The 26,327-nt window shown below is 72.4% G+C and carries 22 protein-coding genes; 15 read left to right on the forward strand and 7 right to left on the reverse strand.

Annotated features, from left to right (window positions below; translation table 11 throughout):
• Complete coding sequence (locus tag EXE57_RS01615) at positions 1-819, reverse strand: ABC transporter permease (RefSeq protein ID WP_244246948.1); 819 nt, start codon at positions 817-819, stop codon at positions 1-3.
• Positions 812-1,606 (reverse strand): ABC transporter permease, encoded by a 795-nt coding sequence (locus EXE57_RS01620; RefSeq protein ID WP_135073383.1) that lies wholly within the window; start codon positions 1,604-1,606, stop codon positions 812-814. Before EXE57_RS01620 ends, EXE57_RS01615 begins: the two co-directional genes overlap by 8 nt.
• A 372-nt stretch (positions 1,607-1,978) precedes the next feature.
• Between EXE57_RS01620 and EXE57_RS01625 the strand changes: the two genes are divergently transcribed.
• Positions 1,979-4,528 (forward strand): hypothetical protein, encoded by a 2,550-nt coding sequence (locus tag EXE57_RS01625; protein WP_135073385.1) that lies wholly within the window; start codon positions 1,979-1,981, stop codon positions 4,526-4,528.
• Positions 4,529-4,725: 197 nt separating this feature from the next.
• Here the strand turns inward: EXE57_RS01625 and EXE57_RS01630 are convergent, their stop codons facing one another.
• A complete protein-coding gene (locus EXE57_RS01630) occupies positions 4,726-5,238 on the reverse strand; it encodes a CAP domain-containing protein (protein WP_167305778.1) in 513 nt (170 codons plus the stop codon).
• A 235-nt stretch (positions 5,239-5,473) separates the two neighbouring features.
• On the opposite strand from EXE57_RS01630, the gene EXE57_RS01635 reads away from it, so the two are divergent.
• On the forward strand, positions 5,474-6,154 hold the full coding sequence (locus tag EXE57_RS01635) for a class F sortase (protein WP_244246949.1): 681 nt from the start codon (positions 5,474-5,476) through the stop codon (positions 6,152-6,154).
• Positions 6,151-6,822 (forward strand): class F sortase, encoded by a 672-nt coding sequence (locus tag EXE57_RS01640; protein WP_244246950.1) that lies wholly within the window; start codon positions 6,151-6,153, stop codon positions 6,820-6,822. Before EXE57_RS01635 ends, EXE57_RS01640 begins: the two co-directional genes overlap by 4 nt.
• A gap of 27 nt (positions 6,823-6,849) precedes the next feature.
• Here the strand turns inward: EXE57_RS01640 and EXE57_RS01645 are convergent, their stop codons facing one another.
• Entirely contained in the window at positions 6,850-7,389 is a 540-nt protein-coding gene (locus EXE57_RS01645; protein ID WP_135073389.1) for a YbhB/YbcL family Raf kinase inhibitor-like protein, read from the reverse strand.
• A gap of 35 nt (positions 7,390-7,424) precedes the next feature.
• On the opposite strand from EXE57_RS01645, the gene cobA reads away from it, so the two are divergent.
• From cobA to EXE57_RS01680, 7 genes are all read left to right on the forward strand, one after another.
• Entirely contained in the window at positions 7,425-8,663 is a 1,239-nt protein-coding gene (gene cobA / locus EXE57_RS01650) for a uroporphyrinogen-III C-methyltransferase (RefSeq protein WP_135073391.1), read from the forward strand.
• A complete protein-coding gene (locus tag EXE57_RS01655) occupies positions 8,663-9,466 on the forward strand; it encodes a TrmH family RNA methyltransferase (protein WP_135073393.1) in 804 nt (267 codons plus the stop codon). Before cobA ends, EXE57_RS01655 begins: the two co-directional genes overlap by 1 nt.
• Positions 9,467-9,497: 31 nt before the next feature.
• A complete protein-coding gene (locus tag EXE57_RS01660) occupies positions 9,498-10,133 on the forward strand; it encodes a hypothetical protein (protein WP_135073395.1) in 636 nt (211 codons plus the stop codon).
• A gap of 186 nt (positions 10,134-10,319) precedes the next feature.
• Complete coding sequence (locus tag EXE57_RS01665) at positions 10,320-14,738, forward strand: S8 family serine peptidase (protein ID WP_135073397.1); 4,419 nt, start codon at positions 10,320-10,322, stop codon at positions 14,736-14,738.
• Between the two features lie 172 nt (positions 14,739-14,910).
• Positions 14,911-17,928 (forward strand): S8 family serine peptidase, encoded by a 3,018-nt coding sequence (locus EXE57_RS01670; RefSeq protein WP_167305779.1) that lies wholly within the window; start codon positions 14,911-14,913, stop codon positions 17,926-17,928.
• Positions 17,925-18,281, forward strand: a complete 357-nt coding sequence (locus tag EXE57_RS01675) for a hypothetical protein (RefSeq protein WP_135073402.1) — start codon at positions 17,925-17,927, stop codon at positions 18,279-18,281. Before EXE57_RS01670 ends, EXE57_RS01675 begins: the two co-directional genes overlap by 4 nt.
• Positions 18,282-18,375: 94 nt before the next feature.
• A complete protein-coding gene (locus EXE57_RS01680; protein WP_135073404.1) occupies positions 18,376-18,768 on the forward strand; it encodes a hypothetical protein in 393 nt (130 codons plus the stop codon).
• 11 nt (positions 18,769-18,779) lie between these two features.
• On the opposite strand, the gene def is transcribed toward EXE57_RS01680, so the two are convergent.
• Positions 18,780-19,373, reverse strand: a complete 594-nt coding sequence (gene def, locus EXE57_RS01685; RefSeq protein WP_135073406.1) for a peptide deformylase — start codon at positions 19,371-19,373, stop codon at positions 18,780-18,782.
• A 95-nt stretch (positions 19,374-19,468) separates the two neighbouring features.
• On the opposite strand from def, the gene EXE57_RS01690 reads away from it, so the two are divergent.
• On the forward strand, positions 19,469-20,833 hold the full coding sequence (locus tag EXE57_RS01690) for an acyl-CoA dehydrogenase family protein (RefSeq protein ID WP_135073408.1): 1,365 nt from the start codon (positions 19,469-19,471) through the stop codon (positions 20,831-20,833).
• A complete protein-coding gene (locus EXE57_RS01695) occupies positions 20,833-22,050 on the forward strand; it encodes an acyl-CoA dehydrogenase family protein (protein WP_135073410.1) in 1,218 nt (405 codons plus the stop codon). Before EXE57_RS01690 ends, EXE57_RS01695 begins: the two co-directional genes overlap by 1 nt.
• 3 nt (positions 22,051-22,053) lie before the next feature.
• On the opposite strand, the gene EXE57_RS01700 is transcribed toward EXE57_RS01695, so the two are convergent.
• Together EXE57_RS01700 and EXE57_RS01705 are read right to left on the reverse strand one after the other, a co-directional pair.
• Positions 22,054-22,386: a hypothetical protein gene (locus tag EXE57_RS01700; protein ID WP_135073412.1), complete on the reverse strand. Its 333-nt coding sequence runs from the start codon at positions 22,384-22,386 to the stop codon at positions 22,054-22,056.
• Between the two features lie 107 nt (positions 22,387-22,493).
• The gene (locus EXE57_RS01705) at positions 22,494-22,781 is read right to left on the reverse strand and encodes a YiaA/YiaB family inner membrane protein (RefSeq protein ID WP_135073414.1); all 288 of its coding nucleotides are present in this window, start codon (positions 22,779-22,781) and stop codon (positions 22,494-22,496) included.
• Between the two features lie 91 nt (positions 22,782-22,872).
• Between EXE57_RS01705 and EXE57_RS01710 the strand changes: the two genes are divergently transcribed.
• From EXE57_RS01710 to EXE57_RS01720, 3 genes are all read left to right on the forward strand, one after another.
• Complete coding sequence (locus tag EXE57_RS01710) at positions 22,873-23,490, forward strand: hypothetical protein (RefSeq protein WP_135073417.1); 618 nt, start codon at positions 22,873-22,875, stop codon at positions 23,488-23,490.
• An 8-nt stretch (positions 23,491-23,498) separates the two neighbouring features.
• On the forward strand, positions 23,499-24,812 hold the full coding sequence (locus EXE57_RS01715; protein ID WP_135073419.1) for a DUF2252 domain-containing protein: 1,314 nt from the start codon (positions 23,499-23,501) through the stop codon (positions 24,810-24,812).
• Positions 24,813-24,886: 74 nt separating this feature from the next.
• A complete protein-coding gene (locus tag EXE57_RS01720) occupies positions 24,887-26,323 on the forward strand; it encodes a S8 family peptidase (RefSeq protein ID WP_135073421.1) in 1,437 nt (478 codons plus the stop codon).
• Positions 26,324-26,327 lie beyond the last annotated feature (4 nt).

Consider the following 26,327-nt stretch of genomic DNA (forward strand, 5'->3'; position numbering starts at 1 on the left):
TCAGCTCCCGGTGGAGGTGTAGGAACGCAGCCCGGTCCGCCACGCCAGGCCCGCGACGGCCAGCATCAGGATCCCCACCGGCAGCGGTGCCAGCGCGAACCACCCGGGCATGCCGAAGGGGTCGGGGCGGTCGAGCAGGTGGAGGCAGGAGTACCAGTTGGTGAACGCCACCGGGATCACGAAGGTCAGCGTCCTGACCACCTCCCGCGGGAAGACGGTGAGCGGGTACTGGGTCATGGTGTTGCCGCCGTAGGTGAAGGCGTTGGCGAACTCGCTCGCGTCGTGGGTCCAGAACTGCACGCACGACATGGTCACGAACAGCGAGAAGAAGATGGCGCACGCGCCCAGCACCATCCCCATCGCCACGACGACCTTGTCCGCGGACCAGTCGACCGACCAGGCGCCCCACGCGAAGACGGCAACGGCCTGCGTGATCCGGCCGAGCCGGCGCAGCGCGAAGCGGTCGGCACAGACCTGCACGAGCACCGGCACCGGTCGCGTCAGCATGGTGTCGAGCGTGCCGGTACGGACGTGGTCGCCGATCTGCTCGACGCTGCCGATCAGCAGGTCGGCGACGCCGATCCCGATGCCGCTGGCTCCGTAGAGGAGGGCGATCTCCCACAGCTCGAACCCCCCGAGCGCGTCGACGGTCGAGAACATCAGCCACAGCGCGACGAAGTCGAGGAAGGTGATGAGCGCGCTGCCCAGCGTCATCAGCCAGAACGACAGGGGATAGGCCAGCGAGGAGCGGACCCACATCCAGGCGATGCGGCCGTAGAGCTCGGGCGCCTCGCGCACCGTCCGGGACAGCTCAGCCACCCTGCACCACCACCCTGCGCGTCGCGGCGCCGACGACCGCCCGGCAGCAGCCGAGGAGCACCACCGCCCACGCGACCTGCAGACCCAGCGCGGCCAGGAGCCCGGTTCCGTCGAGCGTGCCGAGCCAGACGTCGGCCGGCGTCTGCAGGTAGGAGGCCCACGGCAGCACCAGCGCGATCGAGCGCAGCGGCTCCGGGAAGATCACGAGCGGGAGCGCCAGGCCGCTGAAGAAGATCGCGAGCACGCCGGACATCAGCTGCACGCCGGACTGGTCGAGCAGCCAGAACGCCGAGCACGCGACCAGGAAGCGGAAGCCGAAGCTGGTGACCACGGCGAGAACGATGCTGACGGCGAACAGTGCGGCGCCCGCGAGGTCGGGGAGCCGGATGTCGAAGAGGACGAAGCCGACCACTGTCGGCGCCAGCCCCCGGGTCAGCAGGTGGTACGCCGCCCGGCCGAGGTCGGCGGCGAGGTACCACCCGACCAGGCCCACCGGTCGGTAGAGGTCGATCGCGACGTCGCCGGTGCGGATCCGGGCGGCCAGGTCGTCGGTGGAGCCGCCGCCCCACAGGGCCACGGTCATGAGCAGCGCCTGGCCCAGCCACACGTACGTGACCGCGTCGACGGCGTCGTACCCTCCGGCGCCCGGACGCGCGGTCCACAGCGCGAGGTAGACGTAGCTGTAGATGACGCCGAAGACGCTGTTGGTGAAGATCCCCGCGAGGGTCGCGGCCCGGTAGGTCGCGTAGCGGCGGAACGCACGCGTCGCGACGGCGACGTAGAGCATGCGTGACCTCCGAGACACGACCGGGTGCGGTCGCGCATCATGCCACGCGTTGGCCGACCCGGGGGCGGGGTAGCCCGTCCGGGTGGCGTCCGGCTCACCCGAACGGACCATGATTGTCAGACGATCGGTAACGGGCGATCACCCAGTCCGCCACAACTCGTCAACAGCAGGGGTGATGCCCTCGTGGGCGCCTGATCCCGTGGCTACCTTTCAGGCACGCACCACCGGTGCGCGCCCGGCTCGCCGGGACCGTGGGAAATCTTGGACCGTCAAACGCTGGGGGGCGCGAGCGGTCCGTGGGGGGAAGTCAGCATGCCTGTTAGTTCTGCGCGCCTGAAGCAAGCGCGCTCATCCATCCGCAGGGCCGCGCGCATGTGCGCCGTCCTGCTGCTCGTGACCGTGGGGCTGTCACTGGTGACCACGTCTCCGTCGGCTGCCACGCAGGCCACCTGCAACAGCCTCGGCTACACGAAGGGCGCCGCCGAGGACAAGCCGAGCGGCAACCAGACCTACCCGTTCGGCACGCTCTCCTGGAGCAACCGGTCGGTCGACTACTCGATCAAGGCCGGCTACACCGTCGAGCTGTGCGTCAAGGCCTCGACCATCATCGACGAGAGCGGTCCGATCGCGGGGCCGAAGACCGGGACCTTCTCGATCGACCACCACTCGATCAGCCACATCGGCTACAAGGTCACCCAGAGCAGCAAGCCCGTCGACCCCGAGGTGGTGTTCACGGACAGCTCCTGCGTGGCCGATGAGTACGTCGCTCCGTCCTACTCGGCGCCGAGCTACGAGGGCCTGACCAAGACGGTCACGGGCAACGCCGTGCCGGGCGGGACGGTGACGGTCACCTACGTCGCCAAGCCCGGCTGGACGATCGTCGGCCCCGCGAGCTTCAGCCACACGTTCCCCTCGGAGCCGAGCTCCCACAAGGACTGCAAGCGACCCGACGCCCTGGTCGAGCGCGAGCCCGGCTCGTCGTCGAGCTGCGACCCGGCCGGTGTGACCAGCTGGGTCGACGTCTACACCACGCCGTACGTCTGGGACGCGGCGTCGAGCAAGTGGGTGCTCGGCGAGCGGACCGGACCCGTGCGGGCCGACGAGACCTTCACGCCGTACACCGACGCGGAGTACGCGAAGGAGTGCGCCCCCGACCAGCCCGAGCCGAAGGAGCGGCAGGTTCCCGGGTCCTCGAGCGACTGCGAGCCGGCCGGGGTCACCAGCTGGGTCGACGTCTACACCACGCCCTACGTCTGGGACGCGGCGGCGCGCGAGTGGGTGCTCGGCGACGAGACCGGCCCCGTGCGGACCGGCGAAGCCTTCACGCCCTACACGGACGCGGAGTACTTCGAGGAGTGCGCCACCGACCAACCCGACCCCAAGCAGGTCGAGCAGGAGCGAAAGGGTTGCGACCTGTCGCACCTCGGTGACGGCTTCGGCGCCGGCTCCGCCACCCGCACCGGTGAGCGCGAGTACGTCTGGGACACCGCCGCCCGGGAGTGGGTGCTCGAGCGCAACGCCGACGTCGAGTGGGGTGCGTGGAGCTTCACGCCCTACACGGACGCGGAGTACTTCAAGAAGTGTGCGCCGGAGCAGCCGGAGCCGAAGTCGGTCTCGCAGACCGACGAGGGCTGCGAGCTGTCGCAGTACGGCGAGGGCTTCGGGGCCGGGACCGTCGCTCGTGACGGTGTCCAGGAGTACGTCTGGGACGCGGCGACGCGGACCTGGGTGCTGGAGCCGGAGTCGGAGGTCAGCTGGGGTGCCTGGGCGTTCACGCCGTACACCGACGCCGAGTACTTCAAGAAGTGCGCGCCCGACGAGCCGCAGCCCGAGCCCGTCATGGAGATGAAGGAGGGCTGCGACCTGTCGCAGTACGGCGACGGTTTCGGCGCCGGCACGATCAACCGGCTGGGCTCGCAGGAGTACGTCTGGGACGCGGCGACGCGGACCTGGGTCCTGGAGCCGGAGTCGGAGATCAGCTGGGCCGCCTGGGACTTCACTCCCTACACCGACGCCGAGTACCTCGAGAAGTGTGCGCCGGAGCAGCCGGAGCCGAAGTCGGTCTCGCAGACCGACGAGGGCTGCGACCTGTCGCAGTACGGCGAGGGCTTCGGGGCCGGGACCGTCGCTCGTGACGGTGTCCAGGAGTACGTCTGGGACGCGGCGACGCGGACCTGGGTGCTGGAGCCGGAGTCGGAGATCGCCTGGGGTGCCTGGGCGTTCACGGCCTACACCGACGCCGAGTACTTCAAGGCGTGCGCGCCGGAGCAGCCGCCCGTCGAGCCGGTCTCGCAGACCGACGAGGGCTGCGACCTGTCGCAGTACGGCGAGGACTTCGGGGCCGGCACGGTGAGCCGCGACGGTGAGCAGGAGTACGTCTGGGACGCGGCGACGCGGACCTGGGTCCTGGAGCCGGAGTGGGAGATCGCCTGGGGTGCCTGGGCGTTCACGCCCTACACCGACGACGAGTACCTCGACCTCTGTGCACCTGCCCAGCCCGAGCCGATCGTCCGCGAGGTGGCGGGGGCCCAGGCCTCCTGCAAGCTACGCGGCCAGACGACCTGGGTCGACTCCTACCGCACCGAGTACGTCTGGGACGCCGCTCTGCGCGAGTGGGTCCTCGGCGAGGAGACCGGACCGGTGCGGACGAACGAGACGTTCACGGCCTGGTCGACCGGTCAGTTCGCGGACGAGTGCGCCGAGCCCGCCGGTGACCAGGAGACCGACGAGGACGACAAGACGCCTCCGGTCGCTGCGGGAGCGCAGGCATCCGGTGCGGTCCCGACGGTCGTCGACGCCGGTGCCACGGTGTGGCAGCAGGTCGAGGCCGTACGCCGCGCCTGGTGGCTGCTCCTCGTGGGTGGCGGTCTCGGACTGATCGGCTTCGCCGGCACCCGCCGGCGGACCTCAGCTCGCCGGTAAGCGCACCGGCGACGGTGCGAACCGGCGGCCCACGGCCGGCTCGCACCAGAGGGGCGTCCACCTGCCCCGCGGGTGGACGCCCCTCATCTCGTGCCCACTGAGGGACACGGCGTCGGGCGGGTCGGCAGCCCACATGACCGACTCGCCCGGCGGTGCCGTGGCCGCTGCCCTGGCGGCCACGGCACCGACGTCGTGGGCTAGGTACGGTCCCCGAAGTTGAGCGCGGCGAACACCTTGCCCTCGCCGTTGACGCGGACGCCGATGCCGGCCCAGCGGGCTCGCGGCTTGAGGATGACCGCCCGGTGCGGGGGCGAGTCCAGCCAGGCGCGCACGGCGGCGGCCGGGGTGAGGCTGGTGCCGCTCACGAGCGTCTCGCCGACCCAGTTGAGGTTGCAGCCGTCGAGCATCCGGCCGAGGTCGCGGTGGACCAGGGTGTCGATCTTGCGCAGGTGCCGCGACCAGCGCTCGGAGTAGCCGTCGACGCAGGACTGGAACACCCGGACCTTGGCCAGCCCGTGACGGGCGCGGGCCTTGTTGATCCGGATCAGGATGCGGTCCTCGAACTCGTCGACGTTGACGTCCGGGTCGAGGGCGCGGTCCAGTCGCGGTGCCCAGGTCGCTGCCTGGGCGGGCGCGGTGAGGGCGAGCGTGCCGGCCGTGAGCAGCACGGGCAGCAGGGTCGCCAGCAGAAGGCGTGCGTGAGGACGCATGATGGGGGGCTCCGTCTTGTGTTGTACCGGCCACCGGGTGACCGAGGGGGGCTGTGCGCTGAGTGGTCGGGGGAAACCACGGTGCCGCCGGGGGGAGGCGGCCGACATCCCCCGGAGGGGATGACCTCGCCATCGTCGCGACTGCGGGGCCTCGGAGGCAATAGCACCATCGGGTCATGCCGGTTGTCCGGCCGGTTGACGCCCCTGGATCGTCCGGGTGGGGGAGGATGGGTCCGTGGAGTCGGGGGAATGGATGCGTCGAGCCGTCGTACGGTCGTGGTCGACGGTCGTGGGAGTTGCGCTCGTGCTGGCGGTGAGCGCCTGCCAGGAAGAGCCGGCGCCGTCGCCGCTCCGGACCGAGCTGACCCCGGCTCCACCCGAGGTGCAGGAGGTCGTTCCCGGCGTGGGAGTGCAGCAGCGCCTCGAGCGTGCGCGGCCCTCTCCGGTGCTGCCTGCCGAGGCGGGAGCGCCGCTGCGGGTCGGCGTGCCGTCCCTGGGCGTCGACGTCCCGGTCGTGCCGATCACCGCCCCCGGAGGGGTGCTCACGCCGCCGGCCGATCCGCAGGTCCTGGGCTGGTGGTCCGACGGCGCGGCACCCGGCGCCGCGACGGGCTCGGCGCTGGTCACCGGTCACACGGTCAGCACGGGTGGTGGCGCGCTCGACGACCTCGAGCAGCTGCAGGCCGGTGACCGGGTGTGGGTCGACTCCCCGGGTGGCCGCATCCCCTACGCCGTCCGCACGACGGAGGTGCTGGGCAAGGGTGAGCTCGCCGAGCGCGCCGAGGAGCTCTTCGACCAGGGCGTGCCGGGTCGGCTGGTGCTGATCACGTGCGAGGACTGGAACGGCTCGGTCTACCTCAGCAACGTGGTGACGACCGCGTCGCCGGTTGTCCGACCGGGCAGGATGGCGTCGTGACCGACGTCGACACCGCGACCGGCCGCGGTCGTCCACGCTGGTGGGCCGTCGTGGCGGGCGTCGTGCTGCTGGCGGCCGGGCTCGTCTGGTGGCTGGCCCCAGGCTCCGGCACCGTGGAGGACGCCGTGGACCCGACCGCCCCGGCCGAGGAGTCGACGTCGGTGGTGCCGGGCGAGGAGCTGTCCGAGGACGACCTGCCGCAGGCAGCCCCGGCTCCGGCACGTGCCGGTTCACCGACCGAGGTGAGGATCCCAGCCCTCGACGTGGCCTCGCCGGTCGTGCCGATCGGGGCGCCGGGGGGTGTGCTCACGCCACCGGCGGACCCGCAGACCCTGGGCTGGTGGGCCGACGGCTCCCGGCCGGGCGACCCGCAGGGGTCCGCGCTGGTCACCGGCCACACCGTCAGCACCGGGGGCGGCGCGCTCGACGACCTCGAGCAGCTGACCGCGGGCGACGACGTCGTCGTACGCGCCGGGAACCGCTCGTTGACCTATGCCGTCCGCAGCACCGAGGTGCTGGGGAAGGGCGACCTGGCCAGACGGGCCGAGGAGCTGTTCGACCAGGGCGTGCCGGGTCGGCTGGTGCTGATCACGTGCGAGGACTGGAACGGCTCGGAGTACCTCAGCAACGTCGTGGTCACCGCGATGCCCACCGGCGTCCGGCGCTGACCGCCCCGGCGCCGGGACGACGGCGCGTCAGTGCTGGTAGGTGCCGTGGACGATGGCCCGGCCGAGGGTCTTGAAGGCCAGGTTGAAGCTCATCACCGCGTTGGAGGCGTCGGCGTCGATGCCCAGGGTCTCCTCGCCGACGGCGTGCACCACGAAGAAGTAGCGGTGCGGCTGGTCGTTCGGCGGGGGAGCGGCCCCCATGAAGCCCGCCTGGCCACCGTCGTTGCGGAGCATGAAGGCGCCGCCGGGAAGGTCCGCGCCCGGAGCGCCGGCCCCTGCTGGGAGGGACGTGGTGTCGGCCGGGAGGTCGACGAGCGCCCAGTGCCAGAAGCCGCTCGGCGTGGGGGCGTCGGGGTCGAAGCACGTGACCACGAAGGACTTCGTGCCCTCGGGGGCGCCGGACCAGGAGAGCTGTGGCGAGCTGTTGCCCTCGGCCGCGACCTGGTCGCCCTTGAGCGGCTGGCCGTCGGTCACGTCGTCGCTGGTGACGGAGAACGAGGGTCGTGGCGGGAGCAGGTCGTACGGGTTGGGGCTGACGGGGCGTTCGATCGTCGTGTCCACACTCATGACCCCGACCCTACCCACGCCTCCGGTCGGGGAGAATGGCTCGGGTGAGCGACCCGACCGTGCCTGCGCCGTACCCCGTGGGGCTCCGGCTGGCGGGTCGACGCGTGGTGGTGGTCGGCGGTGGCCACGTCGCCCAGCGCCGCGTCCCGCCCCTGCTTGCGGCGGGAGCGGACGTGGTGGTCGTGTCGCCGGAGGTGACGCCGGCCCTGGAGGGGATGTCCAGCGAGCTGACGCTCGTGCTGCGCCGCTTCGAGGAGGACGACCTGGACGACACCTGGTACGCCATCGCGGCCACGGACGACAGCGAGGTCAACGCCCTGGTGCTGCGTGCCGCCGACGAGCGACGCATCTTCTGCGTGCGGGCCGACGACGCCCGCACGGCCTCGGCGTGGACGCCGGCCTCGGGCCGCCACGGGAGCGTCACCGTCGCGGTGCTCGGCAACCGGGAGCCCCGCCAGTCGGCGGCGCTGCGCGACGACATCCTCGAGGCGCTGCGCGACGGCCGGCTCAGCACCACCGGAGCCCTCGACCGCAGCCCGGGCGTCGTGCTCGTGGGCGGTGGGCCGGGTGATCCCGACCTCGTGACGGTGGCCGCCCGCCACGCGCTCGCGTCGGCCGACGTGGTCGTGACCGACCGGCTCGCCCCCCGGGCGCTGCTCGACGAGCTCGGCCCCGACGTGGAGCTCGTCGACGTGACCAAGCTTCCCCGCGGCCGTGCGGCCCAGCAGGACGAGATCAACCGGGTCCTCGTCGACCGTGCCCGTGCCGGCAAGCGGGTCGTGCGGTTCAAGGGCGGCGACGGCTTCGTGTTCGGCCGCGGCTTCGAGGAGGTGCTGGCCTGCCGCGAGGCCGGCGTCCCGGTCACCGTGGTGCCCGGGCTCCCCAGCCCGGTGTCGGTGCCCGGCCGGGTCGGCATCCCGGTCACCCACCGCGGGGTCGCCCACGACTTCACCGTCGTCTCCGGCCACCTCGCCCCCGGCCACCCGGACTCGCTGGTCAGCTGGGAGTCGCTCGCCGGGCTCACCGGCACGCTGGTGCTGATGATGGCGGTCCAGAACGCCGCGGCCATCGCCGCTGAGCTGGTGCGCCACGGCCGCGATCCCCGGACGCCCGTCGCGGTGATCTGCGACGGCACGATGCCCGGCGAGCGGACGGTGCTGGCGACGCTCGGGTCGCTCGGTGACCGGATCGTCGAGGACGACGTACGCCCGCCGGCGATCATCGTCGTCGGTGACGTCGTCTCGCTGGCGCTCCCCGTCGAGGACACACCCTGATGGCCCGGCTCGTCGAGGTCGACGACCCCGCCGACGCCCGGCTCTCCGACTACCGCGACCTGCGAGACGTCCAGCTGCGCAAGCACCTCGAGTCCGACCAGGGGCTCTTCCTCGCCGAGGGTGAGAAGGTCGTGCGCCGCAGCGTCGAGGCCGGCTTCGAGCCCCGCTCCTTCCTGATGGCGCCCCGCTGGCTGGACGGGCTCGCCGACGTCCTCGACCGCAGCGATGCCCCCTGCTACGTCCTCTCCGAGGCCCTGGCCGAGGAGGTGACCGGCTTCCACGTCCACCGCGGGGCGCTGGCCTCGCTCCACCGGCGCCCGCTGCCCCCGGTCGAGGAGGTCCTCGCAGGCGCGCGGTCGGTGCTGGTGCTGGAGGACCTGGTGGACCACACCAACGTCGGTGCGGCCTTCCGGTCGGGCGCCGCCCTCGGCATGGACGCGGTGCTGCTCGCGCCCCGATGTGCGGACCCGCTCTACCGGCGCTCGGTGAAGGTGGCCATGGGCGCGGTGTTCGCGACGCCGTGGACCCGGCTCCCCGACTGGTACGGCGCCCTGCCGCAGCTCTCCGCCGCCGGGTTCACCACCGTGGCACTGACCCTGGCGGCCGACTCGGTGCCGATCGAGGAGGCGGTCCGCGGTGTCGACCGGCTGGCGCTGGTGCTCGGCTCCGAGGGCCACGGGCTGACCTCGAGGTGGGAGGAGAGCGCCGACCGTCGCGCCACCATCCCGATGCAGCCCGGGATCGACTCGCTCAACGTCGCGGCGGCCTCCGCGGTCGCCTGCTACGTCGCTGCCCGCCGTTGACCGTGCCCCGGCGTGACCTAGCCTCCTGCGCATGCCCGAGGCCCACGAGACCCAGCCCGCCGACTCCGCCTACCACCGCCGCCTCCCGATCGGGGAGGTCCTGGAGGCAGCGGCGCTGACCGAGGGGGACCGGGCCGCCTTCGACGCCGTGACGATGGCGCCGCTCGCCCCGATGATGGTCCCCGAGCAACCGCGCGCCGGCGTCGTCGACCGGGCCGGCTGTCCCCACTGCCGGCCCTCGGCCCACACGATCTGGCGCGACGACGTCTGGCAGGTGCGCGCCGGGTGGGAGCGGATGGGGCTGCCCTTCGTGGGTGGCGTGGCCCCTCGCGAGCACGTGCTGCTCGACGACGCGCCCCTGGAGGTCCTCGCCTCGCTGGGACCGCTGATGCAGCGGCTGAGCGTGGCCGTGAAGCAGATCCCGGGAGTGGCGCGCTGCCACTTCGCGCGCTGGGGCGACGGGTCGGAGCACTTCCACCTGTGGGCCCTCGCCCGGCCCGCAGGGATGATGCAGGGCCGCGGTGCCGTGCTGGCCCTGTGGGACGAGGTGCTGCCGGCCATGCCCGACGACATGGTCGAGAGGCACCTGCGAATCGTCGCCGAGGCGCTGGCGGCGGACGGCGGCGAGGCCTTCCCGTCGTACGCCGAGAGGGACCTGCCGGGCTGACCGGACTCGCCCGCGGGGGACCGGGCCGCCGGTCACGAATCGGTCACGGTCGGGACTCTCATCCGGAAACCGTTGACTTGCGCAAGGTCCGTGACTAGGCATGCAGTGCACCGTTTCTCGTGGGGTGTCTCGGGCAACACTGTTTGGACTCTCCGCACCGCCATTTCCAGTGGGGAGTTCTCTGACGTGATCCGTCGAACCATCGCGGCCACCGCCGCGGCCGTCCTGATGATCGGCCTGGTACCGGCCGCCGACGCAGCTCCGGGTGAGGCCGCACCCGATCAGCGCGTGCCGAAGCTGAAGCAGGCCGACGCCACCCTGACCGAGTCTCGCGACAAGGGCGCCGTGCTCTCGCTCGGCGAGGGCTCGGGGCGTGAGCTCTACCTCGTCCAGCTCGAGGACGCGGCCGTCCCGACCTACACCGGCGGGGTCAAGGGCCTCGCCCCGGTGCAGGCGGAGGGCCGGGCATTCGCGCCCGAGGCCGGCCGCGAGCGCGCCTACCGCGACTACGTGGTCGACCAGCAGGCCGAGCTGCGCTCGGGCATCGCCGAGGTCACCGGCAGCGCCCCGCGGGTGCGGTTCAGCTACACCGACGCGCTCAACGGCATGGCGGTGAGCCTGACCCGCGAGGAGGCGCGCGAGGTGGCCGGACTCGACGGCGTGGCCGCCGTCCAGGTCGACGAGGAGCGCCAGCTCCAGACCGACGTCGGTCCCGAGTGGATCGGCGCCCCGAGCATCTGGGACGGCACTGCCACGCCCAGCGGCGACGGCACCAAGGGCGAAGGCGTGGTCGCGGGCATCCTCGACTCCGGCATCAACGCCGCCAACCCGTCGTTCCACGACGTGGTCCCCGTCGAGGACGGTGGTGACGGCTACGACCACGAGAACCCGCGCGGCTCGGGCACGTACGTCGGCGTCTGCGACAGCACGAACCCGAACTACAACCCCGACTTCGAGTGCAACGACAAGCTGATCGGCGCCTGGGACTTCGCCCCCGCCGACAACGCCGCGGTGGGCTACGCCTACGACGAGGACGGCCACGGCACGCACACCGCCTCCACCACCGCCGGCAACCAGGTCGACGCGACGACCTACAGCGCCGAGGAGGACCCTGCCGAGCGGTTCCAGACCACGGAGAACATCAAGGGGGTCGCACCCCACGCCAACGTCATCGCCTACGACGTGTGCGCCGGCGGCTGCCCGCTGACGGCGATCATCGCCGGCATCGACCAGGCGATCGCCGACGAGGTCGACGTCATCAACTACTCGATCGGCAGCGCCGCCCCGTCCAACCCGTGGAGCGACCCGGACGCCCTGGGCTTCCTCAACGCCCGCGCCGCCGGGATCCACGTCGCCACCTCGGCCGGCAACAGCGGTCCGGGTGCCGCGACCGTCGGCTCCCCGGGCGACGTCCCGTGGATGACCACCGTGGGCGCCACCCAGCACAACCGGCAGTGGCAGGCCAACGTGGAGGGGATCACCGCTGACGGCGGCGCCACCCACCCCGACATCCAGGGCCTGGCCTTCGCCAACGCGAGCGACGGTGCCTACCCGCTCGTCGACGCCGCCGACCTGGGCAGCAACCTCTGCATCGCCAGCGAGCTGGCCGGCGAGGACCTCACCGGGCAGATCGTGGTCTGCGAGCGTGGCAACACCGGTCGCGTCGAGAAGGGCCAGGTCGTCGCCGACCTGGGCGCCGAGGGCATGGTGCTGATGAACGACGCGGCCAGCGGCGACTCGCTCAACGCCGACCCGCACGCCCTGCCCGCGGTCCACATCACCCACGACGACGGCGTCGCCCTGGAGGAGTGGATGGACACCGTCGAAGGTGAGCAGGCCTCGCTCTCCGGTGGTGTCGAGTACATCGGTGACGACGTCGCCGACATCATGGCCGGCTTCTCCAGCCGCGGTCCCAACCGTGCGGTCGAGCTGATCAGCCCGAGCATCTCCGCTCCGGGAGTCGACATCCTGGCCGGCAACGGCGTCGACAACGAGGTCAGCTGGGGCTTCATCTCCGGCACCTCGATGGCCAGCCCCCACGTGGCGGGCTCGTTCGCGCTGCTCGCAGCCGAGCACCCGGACTGGACGCCCGCCGAGGCGCAGTCCGCCCTGATGACGACGTCCTTCACCGACGTCACCGACACCGACGGCTCCGAGGCCGACTGGTTCGACATGGGCTCCGGCCGCGCCGACCTGACCAAGGCGGCGGACGCCGGGCTCGTCCTCGACGTCACCGAGGAGGACTACCGCGCCTCCGACCCGACGCTGGGTGGCGACGTCAAGGAGCTCAACACCGCGAGCATGGCCAACAGCCAGTGCCTCGAGACGTGCACCTGGACGCGAACCGTCACGGCCACCGAGACCGGTGCCGGTGACTGGACGGCCGCAGGAGCGGCCGTCAGCGACGGCATCGACGTCACCGTGGAGCCGGCCTCCTTCACCCTCGCCGCCGGCGAGACGCAGGAGATCACCGTCACCGCCGACGTGACCGGGTCCTCCACCGAGGACTACCAGTTCGGCAACGTCACCCTGATGCCTGCCGGCGGGTCCGAGGCGCCGGCAGCACACCTGCCGGTGGCCGCGCTGCCGTCGACCGGCGTCTTCGCCCAGGACTCGATCGACATCGACACCCGGCGTGACGCCGGCTCCCAGGAGTCCGAGCCCATCGAGGCCGTCGAGATCACCGACCTCGACATCGAGGCCAACGGCCTGGTTCCGGCGGAGGTCCAGGAGCTGGCCGTCCCACAGGACACCACCAACGACGACCCGTACGACGGCAACGGCACGCAGTTCGTCACCGTGACCGCGCCCGAGGGCGCCACGCGGCTGATCGCCAACCTCACCGACGCCACCGCACCCGACTTCGACCTCTTCGTGGGCAAGGGCGACACGCCCAGTGCCGCCACCGAGGTCGCGTCGAGCGCCTCCGGCGGATCGGCGGAGAGCGTCGACCTCCCGCTCGGGGAGGGCGACGCGGGAACCTGGTGGGTGCTGGTCCAGAACTGGGAGGCCAGCAGCCCGACGGCCACCGACACCGTCGACCTGGAGACCGCCGTGGTCGCGGGCGACGCCGGCAACCTGCGGGCCGAGGGGCCGGCGACCAACCCGGTGGGAGAGCCGTTCACGATCCGTACCTTCTGGGACGAGCCCGAGATGGACGCGGGCGAGACCTGGTACGGGTCGGTGACGATCAGCGCAGCCCCGGGCGGGTCGGAGATCGGCACGCTCCCGGTGACGGTCAACCGGTTCGAGGACGACGTCACCAAGACGGTCGACGCCGAGTCCGCCGCGCCGGGCGACACGCTCACCTACACGGTCGACGTGCTGCCCAACGTGACCCCGGAGGACCTGACCTACACCTTCGAGGACACGCTGCCCGAGGGCACCACCTACGTCGAGGGCTCGGGTCCCGACGGTGCGACCTTCGAGGACGGGGTGCTCGGCTGGACCGCCGAGATGCCGAGCCCGGTGGGAGTCGAGAAGCCCTACGACGTGACCACCAGCGCCAACGACCCCTCCTGCGTGCACCCGTTCTCGGGTGAGGCGGAGTTCGTCGACCTCGGGGAGTTCGGCATCGGCACGGACCCGGCCGTGGAGGGCGACAGCGTGCTGTTCACTGCCTTCGCGAGCGACTCCTTCGGGTTCTACGAGGACAGCCACCAGGGGCTCGGGTTCACCGACGACGGCTTCGTCACCTACGGGGACGAGGGCTACGGCGGCAACCCGTTCATCAACCAGGAGGTGCCCAACGCGGCGCTGCCCAACAACCTGGCCGCCGGTCTCTGGCAGGACATGCAGCTGCTCCACGACGCGGGCAGCGACGCGGGCGTGCGCATCGCCCAGGCCGGTGACCTCAAGCTGATCCAGTTCGACGGCATGCGGTTGGCCGGCGACAAGTCCGGGCGGCTCGGCACGACCGACTTCCAGGTGGCCCAGGTCGCCGGGAGCCGCGACCTCGCCTTCGCCTACGACAACGTCGACGGACCGATCGACGACGTCACCATCGGCACCGAGAACGCCGACGGCAGCAACGGCCAGGCCCTGGTCAACAGCGGCGACGCCTCCGGCACCATCGGGGACGACACCGTGGTGTGCATGACCTACAACACCCTCTTCGACCCGGCACAGTTCACCTACCAGGTGACGGTCGACGAGGGGGTGGCCGGTGGACAGGTCCTCACCAACGCGCTGGTGCACACCACCGACAACGAGGGTGCGCAGCCCGTCACCGTCGAGGAGGACGTCACCGTCGAGGAGGCCCTGGCTGCCGTCACCGTGGTCAAGCGGCGCGACGCGAAGGAGCCCCGCCGCGACGGCGTGGTCGTGTTCCGTCGGCCCGCCTCGGCCGTGGGCGAGCGGCTCACGGTGTCCTACGACGTCTCCGGCACGGCCCGCCGCGGGCGCGACTTCCGGGGGCTCGACGGCACCGTGACGTTCCGTGCGCAGGCACGGACGGCGCGCGAGCTGGTCAAGGTCGTCAACCGGAGGGGCAAGCAGCCCACCCGGGTCGTCAAGGTCCGGCTCACCCCCGAGGAGACCTACACCCTCGGCCGGCCGCGCGTGGCGCGCGTGCGGATCCTCGACGCCTCGAGGAGGGGCCGCTGAGGTCTCGGGCACCGCAACAGCCGACCGGCCGGTCATCCTTCGGGGTGGCCGTCCGGTCGGCGTTGATTTCGGCAACTCGACGTGAGCAGGAACACTGTGCCAGTACCCTCGGGGAGTGTCCCGGGGCGGGCGCCGCGGGCGTTGCGCACACTGTCCAGTGGGAGAACCTGACGTGATCCGTCGAACCGTCGTGCTCTCGGTCGTGGCCGTGCTGACCCTCGGGACGGTCCCGGCTGCCGTCGCGTCCCCGGGCGGCACGTCCGACTCCGTGCCGTCGACGGTCGAGCCCGTGGCGGTGAGCCCGGCTGCGGAGCCGGAACCGGTGCTCTCGTTGGGGGACGGGCCTGGCCGCGAGCTCTACATCGTGCAGCTCGAGGGCGACGCCGTCCCCAGCTACACCGGCGGCGTCAAGGGGCTGGCTCCCGTGCAGACCCAGGGGCGGAGCTTCTCGCCCGAGGCCGCCCGTGAGGAGGCCTACCGCGACCACCTCGTCGACGAGCAGGCCGACGTACGCCGTGACATCGCCGACGTCACCGGTCGGACCACCACGGTGACCTTCTCCTACACCGACGCCCTCAACGGCTTCGCGCTCCCGCTCACCCGCGAGGAGGCGCGCGAGGTGGCCGGCCTCGACGGCGTGGTCGCCGTCCAGGTCCAGCAGGAGCGGCAGCCGCAGACCGACGTCGGACCCGAGTGGATCGGGGCGCCGGGCATCTGGGACGGCACCGCCACCCCGAGCGGCGCCGGTACCAAGGGCGAGGGCGTCGTGATCGGCGTCCTCGACACGGGCATCAACGCCGCCAACCCGGCCTTCGCCGCGACCGTGCCTGGGGCGGCCGGTGGTGACGACTACGTCGTCCAGAACCCCCGTGGGCGGTTCTACGGTGCCTGCGACCCGACGTCGGCGGTCTACCGGCCCGGGTGGGGCTGCACGGACAAGCTGATCGGGGCCTGGGACTTCGCCCCCGGTGACGACACCGGCTCCAACGGCGTCGGCTACGGCTACGACGACACCGGTCACGGCACGCACACCGCCTCCACCGCCGCCGGCAACCAGGTCCGCGCCACCGTGTCCATGGCAGGGGCCGGGACGACCCCGGAGACCGTGGAGCGTGTCGTGAAGGGCGTCGCGCCCCACGCCAACGTGATCGCCTACGACGTCTGCTCCGGGGGCTGCCCCGAGGCGGCGATCGTCGCGGGCATCGACCAGGCGATCGCCGACGGGGTCGACGTCATCAACTACTCCATCGGCGGCGACACGCCGTCCGCGGCCTGGACCGATCCCGATGCGACCGGCCTGCTCAACGCACGCGCCGCGGGCATCCACGTGGCAGCCTCCGCCGGCAACGGTGGCCCCGGACCGGGCACGATGGGGTCGCCCGGCGACGTGCCGTGGCTCACCTCCGTGGCCTCCACCAGCCACAACCGTGCGTGGCGGGCCGAGGTCGAGCAGATCACGGCGGACGGGGGTGCGACCCGACCCGACATCGACGGACTGTCGTTCTCCGGCGCCACCGACGGAGCCTTCCCGCTGGTCGACGCCGGCGACATCGGGAGCAACCGCTGCCTGGCCGAGGCCCTGGTCGGTGTCGACCTCACCGGCACGATCGTCGTCTGCGAGACCGGGATCACCGGGCGGACCGTCAAGGGCTCCGTGGTCAAGGCCCTCGGTGCCGAGGGGATGATCCTCATGAACGGGTCCAACCTGGGGAGCTCGCTCAACGCCGATGCCCACGCCCTCCCCGCGGTGCACATCACCCACGCCGACGGGCTCGCGCTGGAGATGTGGATGGACGCCGTCGCGGGCGAAAGAGCCTCCATCTCGGCTGGTGAGGAGCACCTCGGCGCGGACGTCGCCGACGTCCTGGCCGCGTCGTCGGGACGTGGCCCGAACCGAGCCGTCGACATCGTCAGCCCGAGCCTGTCGGCTCCCGGGGTGGACGTCCTGGCCGGCGACGGGACCGCCAACCAGGTGCGGTGGGGCTTCCGGTCCGGCACCTCGATGGCCAGCCCCCACGTGGCGGGCTCGCTGGCGCTGCTCGCCGCGAGCCATCCCGACTGGACGCCGGCCGAGGCGCAGTCCGCGCTGATGACGACGGCGTCGACCGGCGTCAGGAACGCCGACGGATCCGCCGCCGACTGGTTCGGCATGGGCTCCGGCCGCGTCGACCTCACCCGGGCTGCCGACGCCGGGCTGGTGCTGGACGAGACCGAGGGCGACTACCTCGGCGCGAACCCGGCGGGAGGCGGCGACGTCACGGAGCTCAACCTCGCGAGCATGGCCGACAGCGACTGCCGTGGCACCTGCACCTGGACCCGGACGGTGACGGCCACGGAGACCGGTGCAGGCTCGTGGACCGCCCAGGGGACCGGAGCCACCGACGGCATCAAGGTGACGATCACGCCGGCGTCCTTCACCCTCGCACCCGGTGCCACGCAGCAGCTCACGATCACGGCCGACGTGGCCGGCGCGCCGACCGACGACCACCTGCTCGGCACCGTCACCCTGACCCCCGGCGCAGGCTCTGCGGCACCGGCGGCGCACCTGCCCGTCGCCGCACGGCCCGCGACCGGCTTCTGGGCCGGCGGCTCGGTCGCCATCCGTACCCGACGTGACACCGGATCCCACGTGTCGGCTCCGATCGCCGCCGCCGCTGCGGGCGTGCAGGTCGAGGCGAGCCGCCTCGTCCCTGCCAGCACCCAGGCCCTGACGATCCCCCAGGACACCACCAACAGCAATCCCTACGACGCGAACGGTCGGCAGGTCATCGCGGTGCCCGTGGCCGCAGGTGCGACGCGCCTGGTGGCCGAGGTCGCCGCGACGACCGCACAGGACGTCGACCTCTACGTCGGGACCGGGCCCACGCCCAGTGCCGCCACCGAGGTCGCGTCAAGCGTCTCGAGCGGAGCCGCGGAGCGCATCGACCTGCCGCTGGGTGCGAGCGACGCAGGCCCGTGGTGGATCCTGGTCCAGAACCGGACCGCGAGCGCCCCGGGGGGAGCGACCGGGTCGACCTCCAGCACGCCGTGGTCTCGGGCGCGCCCGGGAACCTCAGCGCCCAGCGCCAGGCCTCCAACACGATCCGGACCTCGTGGGACGAGCGGGCGATCCGTGCCGGCCGGACGTGGTACGGCACGCTGGCCCTCAGCTCCGGGACGACGGGCGGACCTCTCGGCATGGTCCCCGTGACGCTCACCCGGCTGGACGACATCATCAAGCTGGCCGGGAGGAGGGACGCCCGACAGCCGCGCAGCAACGGGTACTTCGTCCTCGAGCGGCCCGGCTACGCGCTGGGCGAGCGGCTCAGGGTCACCTACCGGGTCCGCGGCACGGCCCGCGCCGGGCGGGACTACCGCCGGCTCGACGGGGTCGCCACCTTCCGCCCCGGAGCCCGCACCACCCGCGAGGTCGTCCGCGTCATCAACCGCAAGGGCACGCAGGGCCCCAAGGTGGTCAAGGTGAGGCTGACCAGGGGGACCGGCTACACCGTGGGCCGCCCGGGAGCCACACGGGTCGTGATCCGCGACGCGCGGACACGCTGACACCCTGAGACGGTGGGGCGAGACCGGGGGAACCGGGCGGACCGCCGGGCCGTCCCACCCCTGTCCGGATGCCGACACCTCGGGAGGCAGCACCATGCGTACGACCGCTCTCGCCCTGCTCTGTGCCACGCTGGTCCTCGCGGCCTGCGGGACCGAGCAGTCCGCCACCGACCCGGAGGGAAGTGAGGAGACCGTGCCGTCCAGCGAGTCTCCGGAGCCCTCGGCAGGGTCGGGCTCACCCGTGGTCGAGCAGGCCATGGCCGACCTCGCCCGTCGGCTCGACGTGGCGGCCGACGAGATCGCCGTCGACTCGGAGGAGGCCGTCACCTGGAACGACGGCAGCCTCGGCTGCGCCGAGAAGGGGATGATGTACACCCAGGCCCTGGTCGAGGGCAGCCGGATCGTCCTCAGCGTGGACGGGACGACCTACGAGTACCACTCCGGCGGCAACCGGGCGCCGTTCCTGTGCCCGAAGCCGACCCAGTAGCGGCTCCGGAGTCAGGCCGGCCAGTCGGGCGGGAAGTCGTCGACCGCCTGGTCATGCGCCTTCTGCAGCTTCTTGCGGGCCTTCGTCGCGAGCCGGTCACCGAAGACCGTGCCGCGGGTGTGGTCGGTCTCGTGCTGGAGGCAGCGGGCCAGCAGGCCGTCGCCGCTGAACTCCACCGGCTCTCCGTCGAGCCCGGTGCCCGTCACGGTGGCCCGGTCGGGTCGCGCGAGGGGGACGAAGGCGCCCGGGAAGGACAGGCAGCCCTCGTCGTCCTCGTCGAGCTGTCGGTCCTTGCCCTCCGGGAGGACCAGCTCGGGGTTGCAGACGACGCCCACGGTGCGCTCGCCGGACTCGTCGGGACAGTCGAAGACGAAGACCGCCCGGTCGACGCCGATCTGGCAGGCAGCCAGGCCGACTCCCTCGGCGGCGTACATCGTGGCGACCATGTCGGCGACCAGGGCGCCGAGCTCCTCGTCGTACACCTCGACCGGCGCCTGGGGGCGGTGCATGACGGGCGTGCCCCAGCGGGTGACCGGGCGGACCGTGCCGCCCGTCGGGAGGGGACCGTGCGGCGCGTGCTCCGGCGGGGAGGTCGGGTCGGGCATGGCGGCGAGCCTAGTGTCGCCCGGTGGGCGGTCTGTGACAGGGGACACCGGAGCGTCCTGTGACAGGTGGTGTAACTCGGAGTTACATTACCTGCATGTCCCTCACCAAGAACCTCAGGCCGGGCGGGAAGTTCGGCCTCGCCCGGGGCGAGTCGCGCGACCCGATCGGGTACGCCGTGGCGGCCCTCACCAAGGTGGCCCAGAGCGACCTGATCGACCGGATCGGGCTCCGCCGGACCGCCGAGCAGGCGGTCTTCACGGTCACCCGGAGCGGCTTCCGGACGGTGACGGCGGCGTCCCGGACGTTCACCCGCACCGGCTCGGCCGGCACCGACGGCGTCCGCGTGCCGGCTGCCGCGGCGCCCGGCACCTTCGACCTGACGCCCAGCGAGGACGAGCAGATGCTCGTCGACGTGGTGGGCGAGTTCGCCGCCGAGGTGGTCCGGCCCGCAGCGGCTGCGGCCGACGACGCCTGCGCGGCCCCGGAGGCGCTGCTCGCCTCGAGCCTGGAGATCGGGCTGCCGCTGCTCGGCGTGCCCGAGTCGCTCGGCGGGATCTCCGAGGAGCGCTCGGCCATGGCCGGGACGCTCGTCGCCGAGGCGCTGTCCCGTGGCGACATGGGGCTGGCCGTCGCGGCGCTCGCGCCGGGGGCGGTCGCCACGGCGCTGTCGCTGTGGGGCAGCGAGCAGCAGCAGGCGACCTACCTCCCGGCGTTCACGGGTGTCGACGTGCCGGCCGCCGCGCTGGCGCTCAACGAGCCGACGGTCCTCTTCGACGTGCTCAGCCCGGCGACCACGGCGGTCCGTGACGGCGACGGCTTCGTGCTCACGGGCGTGAAGTCGCAGGTGCCGCGGGGCGCCGAGGCCGAGCTGTTCGTCGTCGGCGCGGAGCTCGAGGGCCGGCCGGCGCTGTTCCTCGTCGAGTCCGGCACCGACGGCCTGGGCGTCGAGGGCGACCCGGCCATGGGGATCCGTGCCGCCTCGATGACGCGGCTGTCGCTCGACGGCGTCCGGATCCCTGCGGAGTCGTTGCTCGGCGCTGACGACGGCAGCACCTACACCGACTGCGTCCGGCTCTCCCGGCTCGCCTGGTGCGCCCTCGCGGTCGGGACCGGGCAGGCGGTGCTCGACTACGTCACGCCGTACGTCAAGGAGCGCGAGGCGTTCGGGGAGCCGGTGGCCCACCGGCAGTCGGTGGCGTTCATGGTCGCCGACATGGCGATCGAGCTGCAGGCGATGCGGCTGGTCACCTGGAAGGCGGCCTCGCGGGCCGCCGCGGGCAAGGACTTCGCGCGCGAGGTCTCCCTCGCGCGCACGCTCTGTGCGGACAAGGGCATGCGGATCGGGCTGGACGGCGTCCAGCTCCTCGGCGGCCACGGCTACGTCAAGGAGCACCCGGTCGAGCGGTGGTATCGCGACCTGCGTGCCGTCGGCGTCATGGAAGGAAGCGTGCTGGTCTGATGGCCATTCACCTGGACGACCCGAAGAAGTTCCGGCCGCTGCGCGACCAGGCCCACCAGGTCGCGATGAACATGCTGCGGCCCATCTCCCGCAAGTACGACCGCGCCGAGCACTCCTATCCCAAGGAGCTCGACATGCTCGCCGCGATGATCGACGGGATCTCCGAGTCCGGCGCGGCGGAGGGCGCGGGCGCGGCCGGCGTCCGACGTGACGAGACGCCGGGTGAGAAGGCCGGTGTGCGCAACGGCGCCAACCTCGCCTCGGTGATGTCCATCGCCGAGATGTGCTGGGGTGACGTCGGCCTGCTGCTCTCGATGCCGCGGCAGGGGCTCGGCAACTCCGCCATCGCCTCGGTGGCCGACGAGGAGCAGCAGCAGCGCCTCGCGGGGACGTGGGCAGCCATGGCGATCACCGAGCCCGGCACCGGCTCGGACTCCGCCAGCATCGCCACGACCGCGGTGCTCGACGGCGACCACTACGTCCTCAACGGCGAGAAGATCTACGTCACCTCGGGGGAGCGAGCCGACAGCGTCGTCGTCTGGGCCACGCTCGACAAGAGCCTGGGCAGGGCGGCGATCAAGTCGTTCGTCGTCGAGAAGGGCACGCCCGGTATGGCGGTGGAGCGGCTCGAGCACAAGCTCGGCATCCGGGCCTCCGACACCGCGGCGATCACCTTCACCGACTGCCGGGTGCCGAAGGAGAACCTCCTCGGCTCCCCGGACGTGGACGTCAAGCAGGGCTTCGCCGGGGCGATGGCGACCTTCGACAACACCCGGCCGCTGGTCGCCGCGATGGCGGTCGGCGTGGCCCGCGCGTCGCTCGACCTGACCCGCGACCTGCTGGCCGAGGCGGGTGTCGAGGTCGACCACGACCGTCCCGCCCACCTCCAGCACGCGGCGGCGGCGAAGCTCCTGCAGCTCGAGGCGGACTGGGAGGGCGCCCGGCTGCTCACGCTCCAGGCGGCCTGGCTCGCGGACAACCGGACGCCCAACTCCCTCGAGGCGTCGATGGCCAAGGCGAAGGCGGGCCGCGTGGGCTCCGACGTCACGCTGTCGTGCGTGGAGCTGTGCGGCTCGCTCGGCTACTCCGAGGCAGAGCTCCTCGAGAAGTGGGCGCGGGACTCCAAGATCCTCGACATCTTCGAGGGCACCCAGCAGATCCAGCAGCTGATCGTCGCCCGCCGGGTGCTCGGGCTCTCGAGTGCCGAGTTGAAGTAGGTCTCAGACCCCCAGGATCCCCTGGCCGGCGCGCGCCGGGAGCTTGGCTCCCGGGGACGAGCGACGGGCGGGGGTCCGGGTGGGGGCCGCGGTGCTGCGGCGGAGGCCGGCGGCGTTGCGGGCGACCGCACGCGCGACGTCGGCGGGACTCGGTCCCGGCATCGCCTGCCTGGCCGCCGGATCCATCGTCGGCGGGGCCTCGCCGTGGGCGCCGTCGCGTCGCGCCGCGATCCTGAGGGAGACCTCGTGCCGGGCACGGCCCGCCAGCCGGCCGGTCGTGCTGCCCAGTCGCAGGGCCAGGGTCCTCATCGTCGTGATCGCGGTGCGGTGGTCCACGGGTGACTCCCTTCGAGACGTGTGCTCCGGTCACCCCGCAGTCAAGGTGAAGGGCGCCGCCCGGGTCAACGGGTGGCGCCCTTCGGGCGTGTCTCGGGTCCGAGGGGTCAGGAGACGGCCTTGAACGGGTCGTGCTCGGAGAGGATCTTGTCGACGCGGGCCTGGTCGAGGCGGGCGTACACGGCCTGGTTCTCCTGGGCGTCGCGGACGCACTTGGCGAGGGTGAAGGCCGAGGTCGTGAGGTAGAGGGTGCCGAGGCCGAGGAAGCCGCGGATCCACGGGTCCACCGGCAGGTTCAGGATCGCGAAGACCATGGCGAGCAGCGCGATGGCGAACGAGATCCCGGCCTGGGCGAAGAAGGCATTGGTGTTCTTGGGCGAGTTCGGAGTGCTCATGCGACCAGCCTCGCGGCGACGCCGCGCCGGCGTACCCGCCGCGCTACCCGGATCGGGCTGAGTAGCCCTACCCATGTGGTCCGATGAGCCCATGAAGCTGTACGCCGACACCCCCGTCCGTCGGACCCGTCAGGTCGTCGCCGACCTGCTCCTGGTCGCCTGGCTCGTGCTCTGGGCCTGGTCCGGCAGCGTCGTGCACGACGCCACCCTCGAGCTCGCCGGCCCCGGGCGCCAGCTCACCGAGTCGGCCACCGGGCTGTCGGGCTCGATGCAGGACGCCGGGGGAGTGCTGGGCGGGCTGCCCGTCGTGGGCGACGAGGCGCGTGCCCCCTTCGACGGCGCCGCAGGGGCGGCCGAGCGGCTCGCCGACGCCGGGCGCACCCAGGTCGCCTCGGTCGAGCGGCTCGCGGACCTGCTCGGGTGGTCGGTGGCCGCGATCCCGATCCTGCTCGCGCTGCTCGCCTACCTCCCCCTGCGGGTCCGGTTCGTACGCCGGGCCACCGCGGGTGCCCGGTTCGTCGACAGCGTCGACGACCTCGACCTGTTCGCCCTGCGGGCGCTGGCCCACCAGCCCATGCACGTCCTCGCCCGGGTGAGCGACGACCCGGCGGGTGCCTGGCGGCGCGGCGACCGGGCCGTGACCGACCGGCTGGCCGAGCTCGAGCTCCGCTCCGTGGGTCTGCGGCTGCCTGCGGAGCGTCGGGCATAGTGGCGGCCATGGCAGCCAGGCACGACCGCCGCGACCAGATCGCGACCGTCCTCGACGACGCATTCGCCCCCCTGATGAAGGCCGACCCCAAGGCCTTCCGGGCCAAGTACCGCAAGATGGCGGCAGACCCGCACGCCTTCTACCGCGGCAGCGCCTGCCTCTACTACGCCGACGTCACCACCGAGGAGGACCCGTTCGCCGACGACCGGAGCGGCCGCATCTGGATCCACGGCGACCTCCACGTCGAGAACTTCGGCACCTACCTCAACTCCGACGGCCGGCTGGTCTTCGACATCAACGACTTCGACGAGGCCTACCTGGGCCGCTTCACGTGGGACCTGCAGCGCTTCGCGGCCTCGCTGGCGCTGGTCGGCTGGCAGAAGGCGCTGCCCGAGGAGGACGTACGCCGGCTGATCGGCCGCTACGTCCGGTCCTACCTCTCGCAGGTCGACGCGTACCGCCGCAGCGAGGACGACGACGACTTCGCGCTCCACCTCGACAACACCTCGGGACCGATCCACTCCGCCCTGCGGAGTGCCCGGCTGCAGCGGCGCGCCGACCTGCTCGACGCGACCACCCGGCTCGAGGACGGCGTCCGCCGGTTCGCGGAGGACGGCTCGGTCCGGCGGCTGGCGCGGACCGAGCAGGACTTGGTGGTCTCCGCCTTCGAGGGCTACCTCGAGACCATCCCCGACGACAAGCGGTTCGACCGGGCGCTGTTCTACGAGCTGCGCGACGTCGTGGGCAAGTCCGGGTTCGGCATCGGCAGCGCCGGGCTGCCGGCGTACAACCTGCTGGTCGAGGGCTACAGCCAGGCGCTGGACAACGACGTCGTGCTGTCGATGAAGCAGGCCAACATCCCCGCGGTGAGCCGCTTCGTCGACTCCGCCGACGTGGAGGCCTACTTCGACAACGAGGGGCACCGGACGGTCGTCAGCCAGCGGGCGCTGCAGGTGCACACCGATCCGCTGCTCGGCCACACCCGGATCGACGGGGTGGGCTTCGTGGTCTCGGAGGTGTCGCCCTACGAGGTGGACCTCGACTGGTCGGGCCTGACCGAGCCCGACGAGATCGCGGAGGTCGTCGACCTGCTCGGCCGGGCGACCGCCAAGATCCACTGCGCCTCCGACGAGGACAGCGAGCAGGACCTGGTCGACTTCCAGGTCGAGGAGGCGATCGCCCGCTCCCTGGACCGCCGCCGCCGCGAGTTCACCACCTGGTTGACCGACTGGGGGATGGCCTACGGCGACCGCGTCCGCGAGGACCACGCCCACTTCGTGGCGGCCTTCCGGGAGGGGCAGGTCGGGGTCTCGGCGACCTGACGCAGCATGTGGCGTGACTCCGCGGGCCACCGGTCGTTGTGCAGGTCACACCCCGGTGACCCAGGAGGAACCACATGCGCCGATCCGCGCGCCTGCTCGTCGCTGCTGCCGTCACGGCCGCTGCGCTCACCCCGACCCTGCCCGTGCAGGGCGCGGCCGCCCCGCTCGTCGGCAGCCCCGCCAACCTGTCCGACGTCCTGGCCGAGGAGCTCCCCACGCTGGGGCTCACCGAGCGCACGACCGTCCTGGTGCACGGGACCGACCTGGCCGCGGCCGACCGGGCCGTACGCCTGACCGGCATGACCCGCACCATGAGCTTCGACCGGATCGGCGTGGTCGTCGCCCGCGGCACGGCGGCCCAGGTCGCCGCGGCGCGTACGCAGCCGGGCGTGACCTACCTCGAGGGCAACCAGCCGATCGAGTTCTCCCAGGTCACCTCCCACACCGCGACCCGCGGCAGTGAGGCGATGGAGACCCGGACCGGCGCCGACGGCACGCCCCTGACCGGGACCGGCGTGAGCGTCGCGGTCATCGACTCGGGCGTCGACCCGACCCACCCCTTCCTGACCGAGGAGGACGGCACCTCGGCGGTGGTCAGCAACCAGAAGACGGTCTGCGACCCGCTCGAGGCGTTCTGCCAGGTCGTGGAGGTCCCGAACAACGTCGACACCGACACCCTCTCGGTCGGCGGCCACGGCACCCACGTGGCGGGCATCGTCGCCGGGCGGCCCACCGAGCTCTCCGACGGCTCCACCATCCACGGCGCCGCCCCCGGCGCGAAGCTGGTCTCCCTCTCCACCGGTGCCGGCCTCTTCATCATCGGCGCCGACGCTGCCCTCAACTGGGTGCTCGAGAACCACGAGGCACCGTGCGGCGAGGGCGTCCCGGCGGCCGAGTGCCCGCCGATCAAGGTCACCAACAACTCCTACGGACCCTCGGGCGGCGGCGAGTTCGACCCCGAGTCGGCCACGGTGAAGCTGCAGCGGGCCCTCGCGGCCGAGGGCGTCGCGACCGTCTGGGCCGCCGGCAACGACGGCGGCGACGGCTCGGAGAGCCTGACCAACCCGCCGGGCCAGGACCCGACCGGCGGCATCCTCAGCGTCGCGTCGTACAACGACCTCGAGACCGGGACCCGCGACGGCGAGGTCAGCGAGTTCTCCTCCCGCGGGCTGGAGAGCGACCCGTCGACGTACCCCGACATCTCGGCGCCCGGCGACACCATCACCTCCTCCTGCCGCCTCTACCTGCCGATCTGCTCGACGGGCCTCGACCCGGTCGAGGGTGGCGACTACAACACGATCAGCGGCACCTCGATGGCGGCGCCGCACGTCGCCGGCATCGTGGCGCAGCTCTTCCAGGACTCGCCGGGCGCGACCCCGGCCCAGGTCGAGGACGCGATCAAGCAGACCGCGTACGCCTACACCTTCGGGGCGCCGTACGCGGGCGGCACCTCCTACGACAAGGGAGCCGGGCTGGTCGACGTCGTGGCGGCGGCCGACGCCCTGCCCTGACCTG

The sequence above is a fragment of the Nocardioides euryhalodurans genome (assembly GCF_004564375.1).
Classification (GTDB): domain Bacteria; phylum Actinomycetota; class Actinomycetes; order Propionibacteriales; family Nocardioidaceae; genus Nocardioides; species Nocardioides euryhalodurans.

Coding starts and splice junctions, on each gene's coding strand:
- EXE57_RS01620 (WP_135073383.1), bottom strand. CDS start 1,606: ATGCTCTACGTCGCCGTCGCGACGCGTGCGTTCCGCCGCTACGCGACC.
- EXE57_RS01625 (WP_135073385.1), top strand. CDS start 1,979: ATGTGCGCCGTCCTGCTGCTCGTGACCGTGGGGCTGTCACTGGTGACC.
- EXE57_RS01630 (WP_167305778.1), bottom strand. CDS start 5,238: ATGCGTCCTCACGCACGCCTTCTGCTGGCGACCCTGCTGCCCGTGCTG.
- EXE57_RS01645 (WP_135073389.1), bottom strand. CDS start 7,389: ATGAGTGTGGACACGACGATCGAACGCCCCGTCAGCCCCAACCCGTAC.
- cobA (WP_135073391.1), top strand. CDS start 7,425: ATGGCTCGGGTGAGCGACCCGACCGTGCCTGCGCCGTACCCCGTGGGG.
- EXE57_RS01655 (WP_135073393.1), top strand. CDS start 8,663: ATGGCCCGGCTCGTCGAGGTCGACGACCCCGCCGACGCCCGGCTCTCC.
- EXE57_RS01660 (WP_135073395.1), top strand. CDS start 9,498: ATGCCCGAGGCCCACGAGACCCAGCCCGCCGACTCCGCCTACCACCGC.
- EXE57_RS01680 (WP_135073404.1), top strand. CDS start 18,376: ATGCGTACGACCGCTCTCGCCCTGCTCTGTGCCACGCTGGTCCTCGCG.
- def (WP_135073406.1), bottom strand. CDS start 19,373: ATGCCCGACCCGACCTCCCCGCCGGAGCACGCGCCGCACGGTCCCCTC.
- EXE57_RS01690 (WP_135073408.1), top strand. CDS start 19,469: ATGTCCCTCACCAAGAACCTCAGGCCGGGCGGGAAGTTCGGCCTCGCC.
- EXE57_RS01695 (WP_135073410.1), top strand. CDS start 20,833: ATGGCCATTCACCTGGACGACCCGAAGAAGTTCCGGCCGCTGCGCGAC.
- EXE57_RS01705 (WP_135073414.1), bottom strand. CDS start 22,781: ATGAGCACTCCGAACTCGCCCAAGAACACCAATGCCTTCTTCGCCCAG.
- EXE57_RS01710 (WP_135073417.1), top strand. CDS start 22,873: ATGAAGCTGTACGCCGACACCCCCGTCCGTCGGACCCGTCAGGTCGTC.
- EXE57_RS01715 (WP_135073419.1), top strand. CDS start 23,499: ATGGCAGCCAGGCACGACCGCCGCGACCAGATCGCGACCGTCCTCGAC.
- EXE57_RS01720 (WP_135073421.1), top strand. CDS start 24,887: ATGCGCCGATCCGCGCGCCTGCTCGTCGCTGCTGCCGTCACGGCCGCT.